The sequence below is a fragment of the Rhodococcus sp. NPDC055024 genome (assembly GCF_053608585.1).
Window position 1 is genome coordinate 188074 of sequence record NZ_JBSGVT010000008.1, and the last position, 17984, is coordinate 206057.

The 17984-nt window shown below is 60.3% G+C and carries 22 protein-coding genes and 1 tRNA gene; 5 read left to right on the plus strand and 18 right to left on the minus strand.

What is annotated here, in order from left to right; translation table 11 throughout:
• Positions 1–2: 2 nt before the first annotated feature.
• From ACWF6P_RS18445 to dcd, 4 genes are all read right to left on the minus strand, one after another.
• Entirely contained in the window at positions 3–1526 is a 1524-nt protein-coding gene (locus tag ACWF6P_RS18445) for a hypothetical protein (protein ID WP_452621957.1), read from the minus strand.
• Between the two features lie 30 nt (positions 1527–1556).
• On the minus strand, positions 1557–1763 hold the full coding sequence (locus ACWF6P_RS18450; protein WP_452621958.1) for a hypothetical protein: 207 nt from the start codon (positions 1761–1763) through the stop codon (positions 1557–1559).
• A gap of 91 nt (positions 1764–1854) precedes the next feature.
• Positions 1855–2139, minus strand: coding sequence for a hypothetical protein (locus ACWF6P_RS18455; protein WP_378535855.1), 285 nt, complete (start codon positions 2137–2139; stop codon positions 1855–1857).
• A 25-nt stretch (positions 2140–2164) separates the two neighbouring features.
• Positions 2165–2734 carry a dCTP deaminase gene (gene dcd / locus ACWF6P_RS18460; RefSeq protein WP_019747488.1) on the minus strand — a complete coding sequence of 190 codons (570 nt, stop codon included), beginning with the start codon at positions 2732–2734 and terminating at the stop codon, positions 2165–2167.
• 304 nt (positions 2735–3038) lie between these two features.
• Here dcd and ACWF6P_RS18465 point away from each other — a divergent pair.
• From ACWF6P_RS18465 to ACWF6P_RS18485, 5 genes are all read left to right on the plus strand, one after another.
• Positions 3039–3112: transfer RNA gene (locus ACWF6P_RS18465), tRNA-Gly, on the plus strand.
• 225 nt (positions 3113–3337) lie between these two features.
• Positions 3338–3796, plus strand: coding sequence for a hypothetical protein (locus tag ACWF6P_RS18470; protein WP_452621959.1), 459 nt, complete (start codon positions 3338–3340; stop codon positions 3794–3796).
• 39 nt (positions 3797–3835) lie between these two features.
• Positions 3836–4102, plus strand: coding sequence for a hypothetical protein (locus ACWF6P_RS18475; RefSeq protein WP_452621960.1), 267 nt, complete (start codon positions 3836–3838; stop codon positions 4100–4102).
• 17 nt (positions 4103–4119) lie between these two features.
• Positions 4120–4299, plus strand: a complete 180-nt coding sequence (locus tag ACWF6P_RS18480; protein ID WP_452621961.1) for a hypothetical protein — start codon at positions 4120–4122, stop codon at positions 4297–4299.
• A 223-nt stretch (positions 4300–4522) separates the two neighbouring features.
• Positions 4523–4789: a hypothetical protein gene (locus ACWF6P_RS18485; protein WP_452621962.1), complete on the plus strand. Its 267-nt coding sequence runs from the start codon at positions 4523–4525 to the stop codon at positions 4787–4789.
• Positions 4790–4835: 46 nt separating this feature from the next.
• On the opposite strand, the gene ACWF6P_RS18490 is transcribed toward ACWF6P_RS18485, so the two are convergent.
• The 14 genes from ACWF6P_RS18490 to ACWF6P_RS18555 form a co-directional block, all read right to left on the minus strand.
• Positions 4836–5024: a hypothetical protein gene (locus tag ACWF6P_RS18490; RefSeq protein WP_452621963.1), complete on the minus strand. Its 189-nt coding sequence runs from the start codon at positions 5022–5024 to the stop codon at positions 4836–4838.
• Complete coding sequence (locus tag ACWF6P_RS18495) at positions 5021–6949, minus strand: hypothetical protein (protein WP_452621964.1); 1929 nt, start codon at positions 6947–6949, stop codon at positions 5021–5023. Before ACWF6P_RS18495 ends, ACWF6P_RS18490 begins: the two co-directional genes overlap by 4 nt.
• 8 nt (positions 6950–6957) lie before the next feature.
• Positions 6958–7203, minus strand: coding sequence for a hypothetical protein (locus tag ACWF6P_RS18500; RefSeq protein WP_452621965.1), 246 nt, complete (start codon positions 7201–7203; stop codon positions 6958–6960).
• Entirely contained in the window at positions 7200–7421 is a 222-nt protein-coding gene (locus ACWF6P_RS18505) for a hypothetical protein (RefSeq protein WP_452621966.1), read from the minus strand. Before ACWF6P_RS18505 ends, ACWF6P_RS18500 begins: the two co-directional genes overlap by 4 nt.
• Positions 7421–8434: an N-acetylmuramoyl-L-alanine amidase gene (locus ACWF6P_RS18510; protein WP_452621967.1), complete on the minus strand. Its 1014-nt coding sequence runs from the start codon at positions 8432–8434 to the stop codon at positions 7421–7423. Before ACWF6P_RS18510 ends, ACWF6P_RS18505 begins: the two co-directional genes overlap by 1 nt.
• A gap of 69 nt (positions 8435–8503) precedes the next feature.
• Entirely contained in the window at positions 8504–10018 is a 1515-nt protein-coding gene (locus tag ACWF6P_RS18515) for a Gp37-like protein (protein ID WP_452621968.1), read from the minus strand.
• Entirely contained in the window at positions 10015–10821 is an 807-nt protein-coding gene (locus ACWF6P_RS18520; protein ID WP_452621969.1) for a hypothetical protein, read from the minus strand. The genes ACWF6P_RS18515 and ACWF6P_RS18520 overlap by 4 nt, the downstream gene beginning before the upstream one ends.
• The gene (locus ACWF6P_RS18525) at positions 10821–15044 is read right to left on the minus strand and encodes a hypothetical protein (protein WP_452621970.1); all 4224 of its coding nucleotides are present in this window, start codon (positions 15042–15044) and stop codon (positions 10821–10823) included. Before ACWF6P_RS18525 ends, ACWF6P_RS18520 begins: the two co-directional genes overlap by 1 nt.
• A gap of 101 nt (positions 15045–15145) precedes the next feature.
• Positions 15146–15637 carry an HNH endonuclease signature motif containing protein gene (locus ACWF6P_RS18530; protein WP_452621971.1) on the minus strand — a complete coding sequence of 164 codons (492 nt, stop codon included), beginning with the start codon at positions 15635–15637 and terminating at the stop codon, positions 15146–15148.
• 76 nt (positions 15638–15713) lie between these two features.
• Positions 15714–15971, minus strand: a complete 258-nt coding sequence (locus tag ACWF6P_RS18535) for a hypothetical protein (RefSeq protein ID WP_452621972.1) — start codon at positions 15969–15971, stop codon at positions 15714–15716.
• A 98-nt stretch (positions 15972–16069) separates the two neighbouring features.
• Positions 16070–16606, minus strand: a complete 537-nt coding sequence (locus tag ACWF6P_RS18540) for a DUF7426 family protein (protein ID WP_452621973.1) — start codon at positions 16604–16606, stop codon at positions 16070–16072.
• Positions 16607–16764: 158 nt separating this feature from the next.
• The gene (locus ACWF6P_RS18545; protein ID WP_452621974.1) at positions 16765–17256 is read right to left on the minus strand and encodes a phage tail tube protein; all 492 of its coding nucleotides are present in this window, start codon (positions 17254–17256) and stop codon (positions 16765–16767) included.
• A gap of 14 nt (positions 17257–17270) precedes the next feature.
• Positions 17271–17654, minus strand: a complete 384-nt coding sequence (locus tag ACWF6P_RS18550) for a phage tail terminator protein (protein ID WP_452621975.1) — start codon at positions 17652–17654, stop codon at positions 17271–17273.
• Complete coding sequence (locus tag ACWF6P_RS18555) at positions 17654–17983, minus strand: hypothetical protein (protein ID WP_452621976.1); 330 nt, start codon at positions 17981–17983, stop codon at positions 17654–17656. Before ACWF6P_RS18555 ends, ACWF6P_RS18550 begins: the two co-directional genes overlap by 1 nt.
• Between the last annotated feature and the right edge of the window lies 1 nt (position 17984).

Here is a 17984-nt window from a genome sequence, read left to right on the forward strand (position 1 = left end):
ATTCAGAGGCCGAAGACGCGTTTGGCGAAGCCGAGATGCTCGTCCGCCCACCCGATGACGCCGAGTGTGGAATCGAGATTCTGCGGCGGAGTGCGCACCAAGGTGTCGCGTCGGACGAGACGGTCGAAATCGACCTGTGCACGGTCGAACTGGACTCCGGCCGCGACCATGATGTTCGCCAGTTCTTGCGCCATCACCCCGTACGCGACTGTCGTGGGATGAACGCCGTCGAGCGAGAAGAGTCCGCCCGAAGCGCGGCCACCGTGACCGTCGGCGGAGAGGAACAGCGAGTCCGGCACGGGTTGCAGGTCGGTCAGCGCTTTGGGGAGGGGGTACGGCGTCCACCATGACGGCCGCGCATTGACGTCGGTGACGTAGCGCCGTGAGGCCACGCGCTCGAGCAACCCGGCAATATCGCAGAGGTACCAGTCCTTCCCTACCCGACGGGCGTTCGCGACGGCCTGCTCGATTCCGTCGTTGTACATGTCGATTGCGGTATCGACAGCCCATGCCTGCGCGCCGGTGATGTGTTGATCGCGTTGTGGGTCGAAGTCGGTATCGCGCACCCACGGTCTCGCGTAATACGGGAAATAGCGGGATCCGATTTCGATCTTCCCACCGAGCCCGTGGGCGATCGGTGCGATGGTCACGTGTGGGACCGTGCAGAGGATGACGTGCTGCGCGTTGATCTTTCGAATCGCAGCGAGTACCTCGGCATACTCCGACGCGAAGTGCTCGGGTTGCCACACCGTGTAGTCGCGCTTGCCGTCCGGATCACGGAAGTTGTTGCCGCTCCATTCGACTCGGAGTTCGGTGACGGTGCGGAGCGCGTTGTTGGCACCGAGGAAGACGATCAGAGTTTCGATGCCTTCCTTACCCAACTCCGCTGCTGCATCGAACGCGGTCATGCGCTTCTCGGCATCGGAGCCTCGCGGAAGAACTCGCAGTGCGGCGCGCTCACCGTTATTCTCGACGATCTGGCTGAGCAAATCGTCGTGCGGCTGGTGAAGAGCGTCCTCACAGCCCTGCGCCGTCTTGGTCAGAGCGTCACGAAGATCCCACCCGTACACCGAGAGGTTGTGGTTGATTGCCGAGAACGTCGGCGCTTCGCTGCCCGGTCCGCGTTCCCAGTAGTCCTCCACCTGGTCCATGAACGCACGCGCAGCGAAGAGTGCGAGCGGAACCTCCCAGAGGTCGAGCCGTGGGCCGAAGCGCTCATCGAGGGTGCGGAGCAACAGTTCGATGTTGAGCGGAAGCCCGCCCGGGCCGCCGTAACGGGGAAAGCGGAACTCGTCGAGCCGGCCCAGCTGGTGAGCAATGATCGCCGGATATGACAGATCGGTATTGAAGATCGCCCCGCTCTGGAATCCCTGCGACAGCGAATCGCCGATGACCACCAACCGGTGGGGAGCATCTCCCCCAGGTGGAACTACCGGAATCCCCACTGTGGGATCGAACTGCGGAACCCTTGGTCCGCCGGCGGCCGCGGCCACGACGTCGTCGGGAGTATCGGATGGAAGTTCCATGCCCACTCACCTCCGGAAAAGTCCAGCTGGTCAGCTGATCAGTGGTGGCTTACGCCGATCGGCATTGTTCTGCTCCGATTGCTTCTCGATCGACCTGACAACCTCGTCGGCCCACTGTTGATTTCGCCCGTCGAATTCTGCGCGGTCCCGACGCGCGATACCCCGCCCCACCAGGATGGCAATCGGAATGGAACACACGACCCATACGAGTAGTACGCCACCGACAATCCACCACATAACCAGTAATTGTGCCCGATTCGACGACTGTTGTGCTCCAGGTCGAAACATCTGTCCGAATCGTGGCGGTCAATCCAGGTGAGCGCGCAGGTCAGAAACGATCTGCGTCGACGGTTTCACGGACTTTGCGAACCTGATTCCATCCCCGGACGGCGATGCCGAAGGCAACAAGCGACATCAGATCCGAGACCGTCAAACCGTGTTCTCTGTTCAACGACCACAAGACCTGACCTTCCAGCGGTCCATTGAAGAACAGCCACGCCACCCCTGCACAGGCGGTCGCAACAACACTGACTTTCGACGGCTTCATCAAACACACGGTGCTGGTCACGAACAACAAGTTCATGAAAACCAGACCGTAGAAAAGTCCGATCATGCGACTCCCCCCGAAGTTCGTTCGTTCAGCTGCGGTTGAAGTTCAGGTACGCCTTCGACGGTGTCGGGCCGCGCTGGCCCTGGTACTTGGATCCGGCCTCGGAGCTTCCGTACGGGAACTCTGCGGCGCTCGAGAGCTTGAGCAGGCAGAGCTGTCCGATCTTCATTCCCGGCCAGAGCGTGATCGGCAGGTTTGCGACATTGGACAGCTCCAGTGTGATGTGGCCGCTGAAACCCGGGTCGATGAAACCGGCGGTGGAGTGCGTCAGCAGGCCGAGGCGCCCGAGGCTCGACTTACCTTCGAGGCGGCCGGCGAGGTCGTTCGGCAGTGAGCACACTTCGAGAGTCGAACCGAGAACGAACTCACCGGGATGAAGCACAAACGGCTCGCCCTCTGCCGGTTCGACCAGGCTGGTCAACTCGTCCTGGCGAAGTGCCGGGTCGATGTGCGTGTACCGCGTGTTGTTGAAGACCCGAAACAGACCGTCCAGGCGCACGTCGACGCTCGACGGTTGCACCATAGAATCGTCGAAAGGGTCGATACCCAGACGTCCAACGGAGATTTCGGCACGGATGTCACGATCGGAGAGCAGCACAGGTAGAGGCTACCGGTTCTGCGAGCAGTGCCGACCCATCGCCGCGGCGATCACGTTGCGGTGACGAAGCGCGATGGGTGAGTTCGGGACTCCCCCGCAGTGCCTCTGCCCCACATACCTCGAGCTGTCCATGCCGAAAGGCTTTCCCGCGCAGAACTTGTGGACAAACCATCCACCAATCGCGCCGACTTCGACACACGCCATCTGATCAATGACGGCCGGGGACACGCTGTGTGAAAGCTCGTCTGATAATGTTCGGAACGCAGGTTGGTCGGCGGTGAAAACACGCCCGGTCGGCTGCGACGCCGATGTAGTTCAATGGTAGAACATCAGCTTCCCAAGCTGAATACGCGGGTTCGATTCCCGTCATCGGCTCCAGAGTATCAATACCCCGCCCCAGCAGCAACGGAGCGGGGTAATTTCATGCCGAAAACGAGCCCCTGAGTTGCCCGCAGGGCGACGATGGCAGCACAAATGGCAGCATTCCATGCGCCAATCAAAAGTGCTGGCAGCAGAGCCCTCGGGGCCGAACCAAACTGGACGGCCGCTTGTCACCATCAGATCTATCGGGCACGATCAAGCCATTCGACTAAAGGAACGGTCATGACCCGCACCGCAAAGATGGCAGCCCTGATCATCGGGATAGCGCTCACAGGCGCGGCAATTGGATGCAGCAAAGAGCCTGAGCCCGCCGTCCCAGATTCGGTAATGGAAGCAATCTATTCCATCTCGGCGTCGGGCAACTCAGACACCATCGGGAGCGGGGACCGTGATTCCATCATGACCTCGGACACTTCTCGAAGCTCTCGATATGAGGCAGGCTTGAAAGCTGCAGGCATGAATCCTGAAGCTAGGAACTCCTACTTTAGGTCGCTCGCAAAGAGGGTGTGCACCAACATGTACGAGGCGTACCCGAGTGGCAGCGAAGGGCGTGAAGCTGCAATAAAGCTTGAACTAGATTCTCTCGAAGAGTCGGGATTCGACCTACAACAGTCAATTCAAATCGTCGGAGGCGCCTTAGGTTCCTTCTGTCCCCACAGCGCTCCGACCAAACCCGCCTGACGTTCCTCCACCCGACATCCCGCCAATGGAAGGCACACCATGAATTTCACAATTAAGGTTGTCGCCGCGATAGTCGTTCTTGCGATTGGGTTTAAGTTCGCGCCGATTCTCGCCCTGGTACTCACTGGCGGGTTGGCAGCGTGGGCGGCATTCACCTTGGCGACACGCAAATGGGAGCGGGACGGAATTCGCCGGCAAGCCATCTACGCAGCCGCGAACCGCGCCGAGATCGAAGATGCACAATTCTTGTCCAATGATGAGCGCGGTATCTACGGTCAGTATCCGCCCGAGAAGTTGGCAAGCTAGCGGAAAGGATAACGTCAGTGAAGCGTTACATCACCCCCGCAACCGGGCTTATGGCCGCCACCGGGACGTACGGCATCTACCTCACCGCCACGTCTTGGGATCCCGCCAAAGCCGGAATCATGTGGGCCGTCTGGATCACCGCCGGCGTCGTGATAGTTCGACATGAGGAGCGGAAGAGACGGGCAGTTAGCAAGTGATTGCGCACGAGGGCCGCGGCGTGCACACACTGACGTGGAGGACTAACGTCCTCCTACTTTAGTAGGAACTTTACCTGTTCTTTGGTCTTGATATATACCAAGCGTCCAGGCCTCTGATTTGCTTGGACGATGAATCCGCTAATGGACGCTTGGGTACGTCATGACGGTTATTAACGCAGGTCACCGATTCACAGCAACTGCTCGTCACCGTAAACTGGTAGAAGTGAGCACCCACAGTGATCGACCAGCCATCCCCAAGGGCATCCCCAAAGAGTTGGCTGATGACGTTCTCGGGCTGCCCGTGGAGATCCTCCGGTGGGTGAGCCTCGTCGGTCCGCGGCTGACTGAGATGACCGAACAAGAGCAAGCTGACGCACTCATCGCCATGGCGGAAGTCGCCGAAGGTGGCGGGAAGCGCGTCAACATCTTCCTCGGCAACAAGAACATCAACGTCGAGCACGCCAGAGTTGTGAAGATCAAACACGCCTAGATAGACCACAACTCCCCCACCCACACTGGGGCGGGGGAAATCGTAGTCACTCTGATGTGGCCTGGGGCGCGGGTGCCGCCTGCGCCATACGGCACCCAACGCCGACGCGCATCACTTGATCCGCGTCGAACCCTTCGATGGCTAGCCAGTCGTCGTCCGGGTTGTACCAGGCTTTGAACGTCAGGTCCGGTCGTGACGGGATCGCGAATTCAGCTTTGTTGTTGTCGAGGCTCATAGGTCCCGCAACCTCCATTCATCAAGAGCGATAGATAGGTATGTGCCGTGCCAGCCAGGCACGAGGTCGCCACGCGAGAAGGCGTAGAGACTCATACCGCCGTACTTGTCGTTGGGGCCGGTCGCGAATTCGCGGGCAGGGTCAGGTGCGGTCAGAACTGCGTGGCTGATCGTCTCGCCGTTTTTGTAGAGCGTGTAGCCGTCACCTGCCGCGTGGAGATACCAGTTCGCGTTCTCCGTGTTCGGGTGCAGGACTTCGGCCATCATCTTTCCGCCGATGTGTGACGGGTTCGAAGTGTTGCGCGGGTAGGCCGCGTTGAATCCGCGGATCTCGATTTTGTTCTGATAGATCATCGCTGCGACACCAACAGTGAGGTCGGCGTTTCCGCGTAGCCAGACCATCGAGTTGTACGGCTTGTTGCGGATCTCGTTGATGATGTCGTAGTTAGGCCACGTCTTCGTGCGGGTGCCGACGCTCTGCGATTTCGTGTTTGTCGGTAGCGCCCACACTGCGGTTGTGTAGTTTTCGCGGGAGTCGAGTTTGCCGTAGTCGACTCGGCGTGATTCGACGGCGTTGTCCCACAGTGTGATCCCGATTCCTGTTACGCCCCAGTTCGGTCCGATGGTGTTGGAGTTCGGTCGGTCGAACGTGTCAACATAACTCGCGGGGGATAGTGCAGACTTCTGTCCGAGAGCGGCCCAGGGGATGTCGAGGCTGGCGGTGTCGAGCGTTCCAGCCGGGATGTTGGCGGAGATCGCATTGCCTGTCATCGAGAGTCGCGACGGATTGACGCCGGCTCGTGCTGCGATCACCGCGGTCGTCTTTCGGAACAGTGGCCGAACCGCCCCACCCGTCTGCATGACGCACACCGCGAACCATTCACCCGGCTCCGCTTTCACGTCATCGAACTCCCACGTCACATCCGAACTGATTGCCGGAAGGACGGGAGTGGCCAAGCCTCCGCCCCAGTCCCCGTCGACGATCGTCAACGCGCCGTTGGGGACATCGTTCGTGGTGCCCATCCGGAACAGCCAGAGATAGAACGTCGCGGGGCTGGCGGGCCGTGGCCCTAGCGCCAGAGTGATCGTGTTGTAGACCCGCTTACGGGTCGACTTGATGAACACGAACTCATAGCGGCCAGCGGGTGGCGTATAGACCGGGTCCGCCCACACAAACGAAGTCGTCGCCTCATCGATGAAATGCCGGTGCGAACCGCCACCCTCCGTGCTGGTGAACCCTTGAATGCGCCACGGAACCCGCTCCAAGTCACTCCGAGGGAACGACACATCCTCGAGGGGGTTCAGGGACTGCCAGCCTGGGGTGTCCTTCGGGACATCCTCATGTCTCGCGCGGGTGCCGATGTCAGGGACCAGAGCGGCGATGTTCTTGTCGAGGATCTTCCCTGTCTCCTCTGCGGCAGCGGCTACCGCGGCAGCCTCCTGCGCCTCCTGCATCGCGGCCTCGGCCTGCTCCTCCGTGAGGATGATCCGGCCCTGCTGATCAGTGAGCTGAGACTGCTGAGCTTCTGCCGCGCCGCCCTTGCCTGGCTGCCACAGGCCGTAGAACCAGTCGCGGACACCGGACACGATTTCGTTGATCGGCGTCACGATCAGCCCACGGAAGACCTCTCCGATCTGGTTGACCGTGCGATTGACTTTCTTCACGAAGTCTTCGACCCAATCACCGATCGCTGAAAGTCCGCCGCCGACAACACCCGTGATCGCGTGCGCAATATCCTTGATGACCTTGTCGACCTTCTCGACCAGGAACCCGATCGACGGTATGAAATCCGCGATCATATCCAGCAGACTGCGGTCGATCCCGAGGATGTGTTTCCACCGCTCCAACTCATCCGACGGCAGATCCCGCCCCTGCAGCTCGATCAGTTTCTTCGTGTAATCCTCGGGAGTCGCCTCATCAGCCATGCTGTGTCCTAGATGTCGTCGGCCAGTTCAGCCGGAATTTCGGGTGGATCGCCTTGGCGGGTTGTTTCCCAGCGCATCCAGTCCCGGATGTGACGTTTCGCGATGCGGAATTTGTCGCGTGTGGTGTCGAAAGCGGCTCGCAGTTCATCCATTTCGGTGCGCAAGCGGCTGATCTGCCGTCCCTGCCAGGACGTGACTGCGCCGATGACGAGCACGACGCCCGCGAAGATCGCGTTGATGTGCTCCGGGGTCACTCGACGGCTTTTGTTGATGTGTGCATCTGCGCGAGACCTGAGATGGGCAGCCCGAACAGTGCAACCAGGAACACCGACAGATTCCCGCTCGTAACAGAATCGACCATGCCGTACCCGCCAGCGACCAGCAAAGCCGCCGACGACAGTCGATAGAAATACGCGCGCTGTGGCTCCGACAACGACGGAAACCGGAAACTACCTTCAGCCCTATGAGTCATCAGTTGTCTCCTACGATTTGAATTGCGCCCGACGGATGCCAGACGAGAGATCCACGCTCGAAGTCCTGCCGGCGGCCACCGTCGAAGTCGTATTCATCCGAGGTAGGCCAGCCGAGCTTGGTGGGCTTGTCGTCGACACCGCGGACGCCGCCCTCTTCGATCCATCGGCGGCCGATCACGCCGTGGCAGACGAAGCCCTTTGTGCCGTAGCGTCGGGCGATCGTTCCGCCCTGGAAGGACTGCAGGTCGCCCTCGGCTTCGTAGACGACGTGGAATCGCTGTGGGTAGCCGAGGAACTCGATCTCCCATCCGCGCGCCGCCCACACTTCGTAGACCAACTTCGGGACCGGGACAGCTCCGGTATCGGGATGCCAGTAGATGGAACCGTTTTCGAAGTCCGCGTAGCGTCCGACGCCGTCCTTGCATTTGCGTTCTCCGTCGTGGAGGCGCTTGCCGAGCCAGTCGGAGAAGAACCGAACGCGATCGATCTGGTTCTCGATCACCGGAACGTCTGGCTTCACACCGTTCAGTTCAGCGATCATGTTGTCGACATCAGCCCGGAACTTGCCCATGTCCATTCCGCCCGGATCCCACTTGCCTTGGATCGCAGCCCATTCCTTGTGGCCGATCGTGCGGGTCGACGGGTGTCCGAGTCTGCGGAGGACCGCTGCGACGATGCGCACGTACGCCCAATATTGCGCACTCGACCAACCCTCGGTTCCCGAATTCTCGGCCTCGACGCCGATCGTCACCTGGTTTGCGGCGTTCGCCGTGATACCTGGCCACGAGCCGACGCCCGCATGCCAGGCGATACCCACGCCGCACACTGTTGCGTGGCCGCTGCGGGACAGGTGGATCTGCGACGCCAACCCGAGCGACGGATGGTTCGCGATCGCGCCCGGCCCTGGGTTACTGCCAACTGGCGCTCCGGTGTGGTGTGCAATGACACCCCAGATGGTGCCAAAGTCGCCCTTACCTCGATTGAGTGCGCCCGGAAACACCGAGACGCTCACTCCTGCATCACGAATGACTTGCTCAAGCCAAACGGGATCACCTTTCCATGCCATAGAAGGCCCCTTCAATCAACGCGCAGTTGTTGCGATAACTCGGCCTGTTGAGCCGAATTCTTTGAATTTGTCGACCATTCGGAGGAACGGATCCTTCACCGGCTGGTCGTCGCCAATGGTCACTTCCGCGACGCAGAATCCGCCGCGCTGGTCTTCGATGGTCACCTCGGATACGTAGTCGGTGATCACGGTGTCGCCGTCGACGAACGACATGATGTCGCCCTCTTGGTACCGCTGTCCCGAGTTGTCGTCGGCGCCGAACTGGAAGCCCTTACCTGCTGCGCCGCCATCCAATACACGGATCTTGATGGAGTCGCGGCCCGCATGATCACGCAGACCCTGCAGTCCAGCCATCAGGGAATCGAGCGTGAACGCAACCTGCGCGTTCGCGTACGCCTCACCGAAACCGTGACGGCCCAACAGTTCTTCGAGTTCACTGTTGTTGAATTTGTTGAACGACCCGAACCGGTCATCGAGCAACCCGCCGACGGACGGCGCCAGGAACCCCGCACCGAACACGGACAGGATCAGCCCGATAATTCCGTCCGCGAGGATGCGACCCAATTCGTTCAGCCACTCAGGTGACTGACCGCCAGTAATCACCTGGTGCGCGGTCGGATGCGTGATGTTCCGCTTGTAGTCGATAATCTGGCCACCATCGGTGGTCCATTGCATCCACTTGCGGTCCCGCTTCTTGCGGGTGTCAACGATGTAGCAGGCCTCGGTGGCTTTGCCGTACGTTTCCGGGTTCAGCAGTCCGAGGATGTTGTTCGGGTTGGTGAAGAACATGAAGTTGTCGCCGTGCAGGTCGAAGATGTTCTGCAGTCGACCAAGTGAGTTGGTATTGAAAATTCTTCCGGGGTCAGGATCGCCGGGAACCCATAGGTTGCAAGTGATCTCAGATTCCGAGGACTTCAATGCGTTCTGAAACAGTTCGTCCAACGGCGTCATCCGCGTGTACATCGCGCAAAGATCCAGTGAGGCAATGAACTCGAAGAACTTGTCCACCGAATCGATGCTCGCGGGGATCTTCGGCAGTTTGATCTGATTGCCACCGGACGGAACCTTCACATACACCGGCTTGTTCAAGCGCGTCGCGTTCTTCGCAATAAAATAGGGGCATACGAAGTCGATTGGGCCGATCATGATGTCCTGCTTCTTGACCTGCGCCCACTCCGGGGCGAGCGGCATCGGCCAACCGAGAATCGATTCGAGCCACTTCATGTTCGACGCGCAGATCGCCGTAACGGTTTCCTGCCCAGGCTTGCCCTCGATTGTGACGTCCATGACGCGGCCGTCCCACACCTTGCCGTTGTAGAACGTGCGAATGGGTACAACGCTGGTCTTGCATTGCTTCAAGCGGTCAGCGTGAGGGTGACTTGCTTTGACTTGGATCGTGGCCGCAGTAGCTTCATTGCGTTTCCACTGAAATTTAGCCCTGATGTACGGGCCGAAAGGTTCTGCGTGACTGTAGTCGCCGGCGAAAATGTCGATATCGAACGCGGGAGGGGATTTGACGTTTGGGGTCAACCTGTCCCCCTTCTATAGAGTTGCGGCAACGTGACTTTCACCGATGACGCCGAGGTGGTGCTGCCCGTGCTGATCATGATCGGAGTGACGGATTTCCGTTTGAAAGGCTTGCGCCAACGCTGAATTCCCACGGACTTCCATTTGTCGACGCCGTTGCCGTCGCGGATGTACGCATCCTCGGGGTCGGTGTTGATGTCCCACTTCTGCCCCACACCGATCGCGGGGAGAGTGACGAAGTCATCGGCCTGCCCGATGACGAACACTCCAGGGCCGGTGATGTCGTAGTGCGGCCACGAATCAACGTCACCGTCATTGCGGATCCGTGCATCGAAAAACGTCGCCTGGTCGTATGTTTCTTCGAAGTCCGGTGCGCGCCACCAAGACAGATCCGACGAGAGTTTGATCTCTTCCTGCATCCAGCCGATGTCGTCCAGCAGATCGATCTTCGGATCCTTAGCGGGTTCCTCGTATCGGACGTACTGCCAGAAATGTTCGCCGTCGCAGTAGACGTGGAATTCGCCGACCTCGTCGCCGTAGCCGAGTGCGTTGCGCCACCTGGTGAACACCTCACGTGCAGGCTTCCCCGCACGCATCGGTCCGATCGTCACCTTCAATCCGATGACGTTGATCTCGTCGTCGCGACCAACCCAATCTGCGCCAGCCTGACGAGCATTCGCCACCCGCTGATGCTTGAACGGGGCACCACCCAACCCGGTTGGCGTCGCTGCCAACCGGATCGGGCACAACGGTGAGCCGAACACCCACAACGAACCATCCACGCCCACAAACTCGTAACGGATCACTACTTCACTCCTAGGCGCATCATTGCTTCGTGGATCGGATCACCCGTCGAATTCGGTGTCTCCAAGAGCTTTTGCGGATCGTTGACCGACACAGGTCCGTTGTTCACCTGACCAACGATGATCTGGTACGTCGCACCCGGATTGCCCTGTGCGACACTGCCGAGCGAGTTGACGATGCTCTGCTGCTCACCAGACAAACCACCGCCACCAGGCGGGCTGGACGCGCCAGAACCGCCCGATGTGGCAGCGACATTTCCGGCGTACTTACTCGCGAGCCGCGCATTGTCTTCCTGCACCCGAGCCAACGCACGCTTAGCCGTCTCAAACGATTCGAGAGCGTCGTCTTTCTCGGCTTGCGTTGCGCCCTTGTCCTTGTCGTCCTTCGGGGCACGGTTCGCTTTGTCCAACGCGATCTGCGCCTTCTCCACCGCGAACATCGCGCGTTCCTCTGCGGATACACCCGATTCGACGCTCTCTCTGAGAGCTTCCCGATCCTCTTCAGACATAGGCTTCGGGCCGTTGATCTGCTCCGACAACCAGTCCTTGAACTCGGGCAGGTCCGCAGCCTTCGCCGTGTCACCGGCCTTCGCCTTCCGGTCAGCGAGCTTCGCGTTCTCACGCTCCGTCTCGCGGAGTTTCGCCTCGGCCTCTTGCACGCTGATGCGGGCGCTACGGATCGCGTACTCATCCGGCTTCTCAGCTGTCTCCGCTTCATGCAGCGCGTCATTCGCCTTCTGCACATCAATGCGCGCGCCACGGAGGTTCGCGTTTCCATCCTCGATGTCACGATCCAACTGGCGAAGTTCATCCTCGGACAGCTGATGTTCCGTCGACTGAATCCCGGCCCACGCTTCGAGTTGCTTGCGGAGTTTCTCTTCGAGTCCCCAGTCGGACATGCCTGGGATGCTCGTTCCGCCTGTGTCAAAGCCTTTGCCGCCAAGTAGGGATGCCACCATGTGACCCACGCCGGCAGCGCCAACCAACCCGGTTCCGCGAGCGTCGACGCCCTTCCGGGCCGACAAAGTGACTGCAGCTGTTTCAGGCATCGAGCCGTGGTTGCCACCGAAACCGCCCTCAGCGAATGCTTCGACATCACCGCGCATGAGACTCATGCCGAACTTATTGGCAACGGTTCCGAGGAGCTGCTCGGAACGGGCACGCTTCGACGGCGCCAACGGAATGAACGCTTCACCCATCGTCTCGGGTTCAGCGACCATGATGTAGTTCGGTCGCGGCGACATGATCTCCGCGGACGCCGGCATACGATTGATTCCGCCGTTCGCGTACTTCCCGGCGAGGATTCCGCCGTCTGCCATCGGGACTTTGCCGCCCGAACCGTCAGTCGAAAACGTCTGACTGTCAGTGACCTGGGCTTGTGTCAGGAACGTCGATGTGTAGATCGTGTGCGTTCCGGTGGTGCGCTTCCCGTCGAGATTCCTCTCGATGTTCCCGGCGACCGCAGCCGAGTTATCGGTGATAACGATCGTGCCGTCAGGCAGCGACGTAGTTGCTACACCGAGTTTCGCCAACGCGATGATCGTGTCAGCCGAATTGTCCTCAACGACGATCCGCTTCTCATTGTCAACGTGCGTCAGGATGTTCGCTTCGGTCAGCTTGTCGATGGTCTCCGATGCGCCAGGCGTGTCGACCGTGATCACCTTCGAGGCTGGGATCCCGTCCACAATTCCCTTGGCGCCGTTCAGGGCGGCCACCGCATTGGCGGTTGTCGCGGTGAGCGTGAAGCCCTTCTCGTCTGGAAGTTCCTCTACAGCGAACCCTGCCGCCTCCAGCTTTTCGATTGCTTTCTCGTCCAGCACATCAACAGTGACTGTCGCGGATGTGTTGTTGAAATCGGTGACCTTGCCGGCGATCGTGTCAATCAGCGACCGGGTTTCCGCCTCATTCTTGACCCCAAGCTCAGCGGCAGCGTCCTTCGGGATCAAACCCAACGCTTCTGCGAGCTGAAGTGCTTGTTCCTTCGATCCGAGCATCGCGGTGGCGTTCTCGACGAACCTGTCGTACGTGCCCTGCATGGCTTTCTCGACAGCTTCAGCAGACCCGGTGGCAGTGAAGATCGCGGCAGCGAGTTGGTCGTAGTCCTCGGCCGCTTTCCGCGCTGCACCGTCAGCTTTCGCGCCCTTTTCGGTTGCAGTGTCGATCATTCCGAACCGATCGAGACCGACATCACCCAATGTGCCTTTGAGGTCGCTCATCCCGCGCATCGAGTCATTGACCGCGGCCTCAGCATCATGGATGGTGAGACTGTCGTTCCGCAGACCCGATAGCGCTTTCGCGAGAATGTCGACCTGCTTCGAGGCCGACGACGATGCCTTGTCGAAATCGATCATCGCTTCGGTCATCGCGCCGATGTAGGCCGTACCGTCCGAGGCGATAACGACATCGCCGCCGTTTTGCGCTTCCCGCTTCAGCTTCTCTTGATTCTCTTTGATCTTTTGCTGCGCAAGGTCATACGAGTCCAGGAGCTTCGACGCGTCGGTCTCGTAGTCCCACTCTTCGCCGCGGAAAGTGTTCGAGACTTGCTGGCCCATTTTGTCCCAGAAGCCCAGGTTCTTCCGTTGCTCAGCGTGCAGACCTTCCAGGTCCGAGCGTGTGCGTGCCGCGTCGGTGCCGATCCCTGCCAGGCCTCGTGCGGCACGGGATCCGCTGATGCCCATGTCGTCGAATGCTTGACCGAGGGTCTTCGAACCGTCCGCCAACTTGACCGTTTCAAGCATGGTCGAAGCGGCCTTCTGTCCAGCCTGCGAATACGTGCCGTTCGTGTTCGACATGATCTGCGCAAGACCCTGCGTCGCGGAAGCGAACTCGTCCTGCCGCTGCTTAGCTTCCTGCGACTTCTTCGCGTGCCGAGCCAAGAGAAGAATGCCGGCAGTCACGGCCAGCATCCAAGGTCCGCCCATGGCGGCGAGCGCGGATTTCGCGCCGCGGCCAATGGCTGACATCGCGCCGCCAGTTGTGGCAGCGGTGCGTGTGAATCCTGCGGCGCCGAGACCAGCGTTGAGGAACGCTCCGCGTAGGCGGTCCATTGCCATCATGCCTTGGAGTCGTGCGGTGGTTGCCATGCCTGTGATTGCGGTGCCTGCACGGTTAACAGCAGGCGCTAGTGCGAGCGAGGCGATCTTTCCGGCGACGAGTGCGGCGACGGCTGCCTGTATCGGTCCCGGCAGTAGTCCAAAGACGCTGCCTAACAGCCGAAGCCCTTCAGCGAGGCCGCCGACCTTTTCGGCAAGGACACCGAATGTCTGCATCCCTGGGCCGGAAAGGGTTTGAACGAAAGTGTTCGCGATCGGGATGATCTTCCCGCCGATCGCTGCGGATGTGTCCTCGTAGCGCGCCTTCAACTCTTTGAGTGACGCACCGTACTTGCCGTTCGACCGCTCGATATCGCCGTCGACGTGGGCGAGCTGTTGCTTCATGCCTACATACGTGGCGAGGATCTTCTCTTGCGAAGTCAGCTGTCGGTTGGATTCGGTGATTCCCTCTTTGAACGCGATGTTTCGGAGGGTTGCGTCATCCAAGAGCACGCCGTAGGGGCGCATCGTCTCAGCGGAACCTGCGAATGCCGACGACATAGCCTCCACCGCGGTAGCGGTGTCCATTCCGTAGAAACTGCCGAGGTTGCCGGCTAGCTTCGTGAGATCCTGCGACCACGCCGCCAATTCGGGCCCTGAGCGTCCGATGGCCTTGCCGAAGGTGGCGAATTGGATAGCGGCGCCCTGCGCTTCGCGTTGCGACATGCGGAGAGTCGATGATGCTGTTGATCCCCAGTCGCTGATGGTGCTCTTCGAGTCGCCGAAGAGAACAGTCATCTGGTTCGTTTGTGCGCCCAAGGCTCGGGCGTTCGTGATCGCGTCCGTCAAAAATTTGACCGACCCGGAAGCGCCGACCGTGACACCCATCAACGCTGCCGCGGACTTCGCCTTACCCAGTGCCGTGGTCAGGTTGTTCGTACTCGTTGCGGCTGCGTCGTTTTCGCGGTTGAGATTCGCCAGAGAATCGTGTGCCCGAACCGTGGTCTGTGCGACCTGGGCGCGGGCCTGCGCCACACGCTGCTCGGCTTGCGCGACCTGGTCGGTGGTGCGAGCCGAGTTGTTCATCAGCGTGTTCAAGTCACGCTGCGCCGACGACAGCCTCGTGGTCGCAGTAGCGTGTGCGGCATGCGCGGCCTGGGCCGCTGCTGAAGCCCGCTGAACAGTCGACGCCATCGAAGTTGACGATCGGCCCGTGCCTTCCATGTTGCTGCGGGCGCGCGACAACGCCGACTGGAAGTCTTCGTCCCGGATTGTCAGAGTCGCGTAGAGGGTTCCTACATCGAGCGCAATGACTCTGCCCTCCTACGGGTGTACGTCCCCTGCCGCGCCCGAGCGCAAGCCCGGCACTTTCGCGAACCGGATTTGGGATTGACGTATGTATTTGCAGCGTCGAACGGATGGCCATTAAGGCACTCCGTCTTGCGCGCATTGATCGCAGCGAGATCGGTTTCCGATCGAATGACGTTGTGTTGCTGAGTTACTGCCTGCAGGTGCGCAGGGTTCACGCATGATGGCCTGTTGCACTTGTGATCAACTACGTATCCGTCTGGAATCTCACCAACGAACGTCTCGTAGGACCACCTGTGCGCCAGAACCTTCTGGCGCTTAATGACAATTCGACCGTAGCCACGATTCGTGATTTCGCCGGTCCAGACCAGGCAGCCACCTTCGCCCTGCTTCGCAAGCGCGTCGAAACGCTCACGAGGATCGAAGTGGACTTTCGTCTTGAGCGGATTGCCATACTTCTTGAACCGTGCCGCATGCATCGGGCAAAACCCGTACAGCCGACGGCTTGTAGTGCACGCTGGCACCTTGCATTCAATCGCCAACGCGTTCCCCTAGCTATTCAGGTGTGTGAGTGAGCGGGATCTTGAGCGCCTTGTGGAGGCGTGATTCCGGGTTGGCGACGAGACCGAAGATTCGTCGGTTCATCCACCGCCACGAGCGTTCCTTGAGGACACCGGATTCGAGGTCGATGTTCCAGTCCTGGAAGTCGAGTTCTATGGAAGCCCATTCGCCGAGGATGTCTGGCCACGACAGTCGAATCTTCTGCCCTTCAACCTGTTTGGCTGCAGGCTTGTTGGCGTGGCGGGGTTGCATGTGGCGTGGGTTGTACCAGGCGCGCAATCCGGTTTTCGGGTTGTACGGTCCGCCACCCGCGTCGTCGTCCCCGTATCGGCCGGGGAGGCTGTCGGGGTCTACTTCCGTTTGCGGTTGTTCCGCTTCGCGTTCTTCCGGCGCTGCGGATTGCTGCTGCGATCCCCCGTCACCATTTCCGGCTTCGGGGGTAGTGAGTTTCCCGGGGTATCAGTGAGTCCTGTCTCCCAGTAGATTTCGCCGATGTATGGACCTTGGCCGTAGTACAAGAGGGCGGTGGTGCCGGCGTGCATGAGGGAGACCCAATCGACGCCGTCGTTGGCCATCTCCGACCAGACGCCGCCTTCGTACTTTCCTTCGTCGACTTCAACGGTGGTGGGTTCGTTGTTCTCGCCGAGAACAGGTTCGCCGGTCGCGATGTCGAGGACGGTTTTGGTGACCATGTTCGGAACCCACGTCGCGCCGAGAAGTTTCGCGATCTCTCCGACTTGATCGTCGTCACCGATCTTCGCGTCGAGGGTTGAGAACATGAGCCTCAGCCGCAGTCCCTCTTCGGCGTTCGGCGACGTGATGGTGTACGTCTTCCCGTTGATGGGGAGATAAAGATTGGGGTCGAATAGTTCGCGTAGGTCGCGCACGGTGTCTGGCTCCAAAAGTGTGTGGTGGAACAGGAACCGCCCGACCACACGAATGCGGTCGGGCGGTGGGGTGTTCTAGTCGTCTTCTTCGACGTTCAGATCGTCTTCAGGGGGCAGCCCCTCATCGCCACCATCACCGGGCGGCGGCGAGGGGTCGACTAGTTTCCCAGTGGCTTCGCGATCTTGGTGCGACGACCGCGGCCGGTGAGGGTGCACGTGAACGACAGGAGACCTTCCTTGTCTTCGGTGCCGTCCTTCCAATCGACGGTGTAGCGGCCCTGGAATGCATCCTTGAGGCCGTCGGTGCGCCAGTAGCGGATGTCCGCGATAGCAAGCGCACCGATCTCATCGCCCTTACCGCGCAGGATTTCCTGGCCCTCATCGGGCTCGTATGCGGTACCGGCGAGGGTGCCCTTGCGGAGGCCGGTGATTTCAATGTTGAATCCGATGGCGGTGGCCAGGGACGACTTTCCGCCCTTCATGCCGATGTCGCCGTCGTCCTGCAAGGTCTTGTCGCTAGTGGGCGCGAACTGCGAGAGAGCGTTAACGAACACCCAGTCTCCGCCGTCGTCCTTGACCTGGACTGCCCAGTCGCGGGCGAGGTGAGAGTCGAGAGTGGATGTGTCTGGGGCCAGAAGGGTATCGGCCATAGCAGGCTCTTTTCTTAGCTAGGGTTGAGATGGAATTTGTAGGAGTCGGCGCGTTCGTGGCGCCCACTGCCGTCCTCGTCGGTGGATGTGGTGACTACCCGGATGGAGCGAGCCACCCGAATGTCACCCATCCGGTAGTGCGACTTGTTGTCGAGGAGCCGGAAGATGCTGTCCATCAGATCGTTTGTCGGCGCCGGATCTTCGCCAGGTGTTCGGCCGCGCAACTGGATCCACACGTCTGGGTTCGCCCGATCTGGGTCGCGGAGATGCTGCTCGTCGTAGACGTTGATGAAGACGGCCCGGTCTGGGGTGGGGGTGACTTTGCCGATGATGAGCGGCGCGCCAACGTCTTTCAAAAAATCTGCGAGCCCGTCTTCGATGCGAGTGCGTGTGATCATCAGATCGCCCCCGCGATCCCGTTGGCGACGATCTGCGAGTACTCTCCAGCCAACTCGTTTTTCGCCTTTTCGAGGTACTTCGCTTCGCCGCCGTTGGGGTGGCTCCAGCCGACTTCCTCATGCTGGCGGGCCGCGTACACGGTGTTGAATGACACCGCCGTGGACTTGCCTGACGCTGAAATTTTCCCTGATGCGCGGAGCAATCCGTCCTGGATGGGCGTCTTCGCGCGGGCCTTCGCCAGCAGCACTTCACCAGCCTGGATGTTGGCACGTTCTGCTGCGGCTTGCACTCGGGCTGCGATCGCTGGGCCGTTCCATTGCAGGGCCATG

Excerpts from the sequence above, each read along its gene's own strand:
- ACWF6P_RS18455 (WP_378535855.1), bottom strand. The coding sequence starts at position 2,139 with ATGATCGGACTTTTCTACGGTCTGGTTTTCATGAACTTGTTGTTCGTG.
- ACWF6P_RS18525 (WP_452621970.1), bottom strand. The coding sequence starts at position 15,044 with ATGGCGTCGACTGTTCAGCGGGCTTCAGCAGCGGCCCAGGCCGCGCAT.
- ACWF6P_RS18545 (WP_452621974.1), bottom strand. The coding sequence starts at position 17,256 with ATGGCCGATACCCTTCTGGCCCCAGACACATCCACTCTCGACTCTCAC.
- ACWF6P_RS18470 (WP_452621959.1), top strand. The coding sequence starts at position 3,338 with ATGACCCGCACCGCAAAGATGGCAGCCCTGATCATCGGGATAGCGCTC.
- ACWF6P_RS18445 (WP_452621957.1), bottom strand. The coding sequence starts at position 1,526 with ATGGAACTTCCATCCGATACTCCCGACGACGTCGTGGCCGCGGCCGCC.
- ACWF6P_RS18495 (WP_452621964.1), bottom strand. The coding sequence starts at position 6,949 with ATGGCTGATGAGGCGACTCCCGAGGATTACACGAAGAAACTGATCGAG.
- ACWF6P_RS18550 (WP_452621975.1), bottom strand. The coding sequence starts at position 17,654 with ATGATCACACGCACTCGCATCGAAGACGGGCTCGCAGATTTTTTGAAA.
- ACWF6P_RS18535 (WP_452621972.1), bottom strand. The coding sequence starts at position 15,971 with ATGCAACCCCGCCACGCCAACAAGCCTGCAGCCAAACAGGTTGAAGGG.
- ACWF6P_RS18450 (WP_452621958.1), bottom strand. The coding sequence starts at position 1,763 with ATGTGGTGGATTGTCGGTGGCGTACTACTCGTATGGGTCGTGTGTTCC.
- ACWF6P_RS18475 (WP_452621960.1), top strand. The coding sequence starts at position 3,836 with ATGAATTTCACAATTAAGGTTGTCGCCGCGATAGTCGTTCTTGCGATT.
- ACWF6P_RS18490 (WP_452621963.1), bottom strand. The coding sequence starts at position 5,024 with ATGAGCCTCGACAACAACAAAGCTGAATTCGCGATCCCGTCACGACCG.
- ACWF6P_RS18555 (WP_452621976.1), bottom strand. The coding sequence starts at position 17,983 with ATGGCCCTGCAATGGAACGGCCCAGCGATCGCAGCCCGAGTGCAAGCC.
- ACWF6P_RS18530 (WP_452621971.1), bottom strand. The coding sequence starts at position 15,637 with ATGCATGCGGCACGGTTCAAGAAGTATGGCAATCCGCTCAAGACGAAA.
- ACWF6P_RS18505 (WP_452621966.1), bottom strand. The coding sequence starts at position 7,421 with ATGACTCATAGGGCTGAAGGTAGTTTCCGGTTTCCGTCGTTGTCGGAG.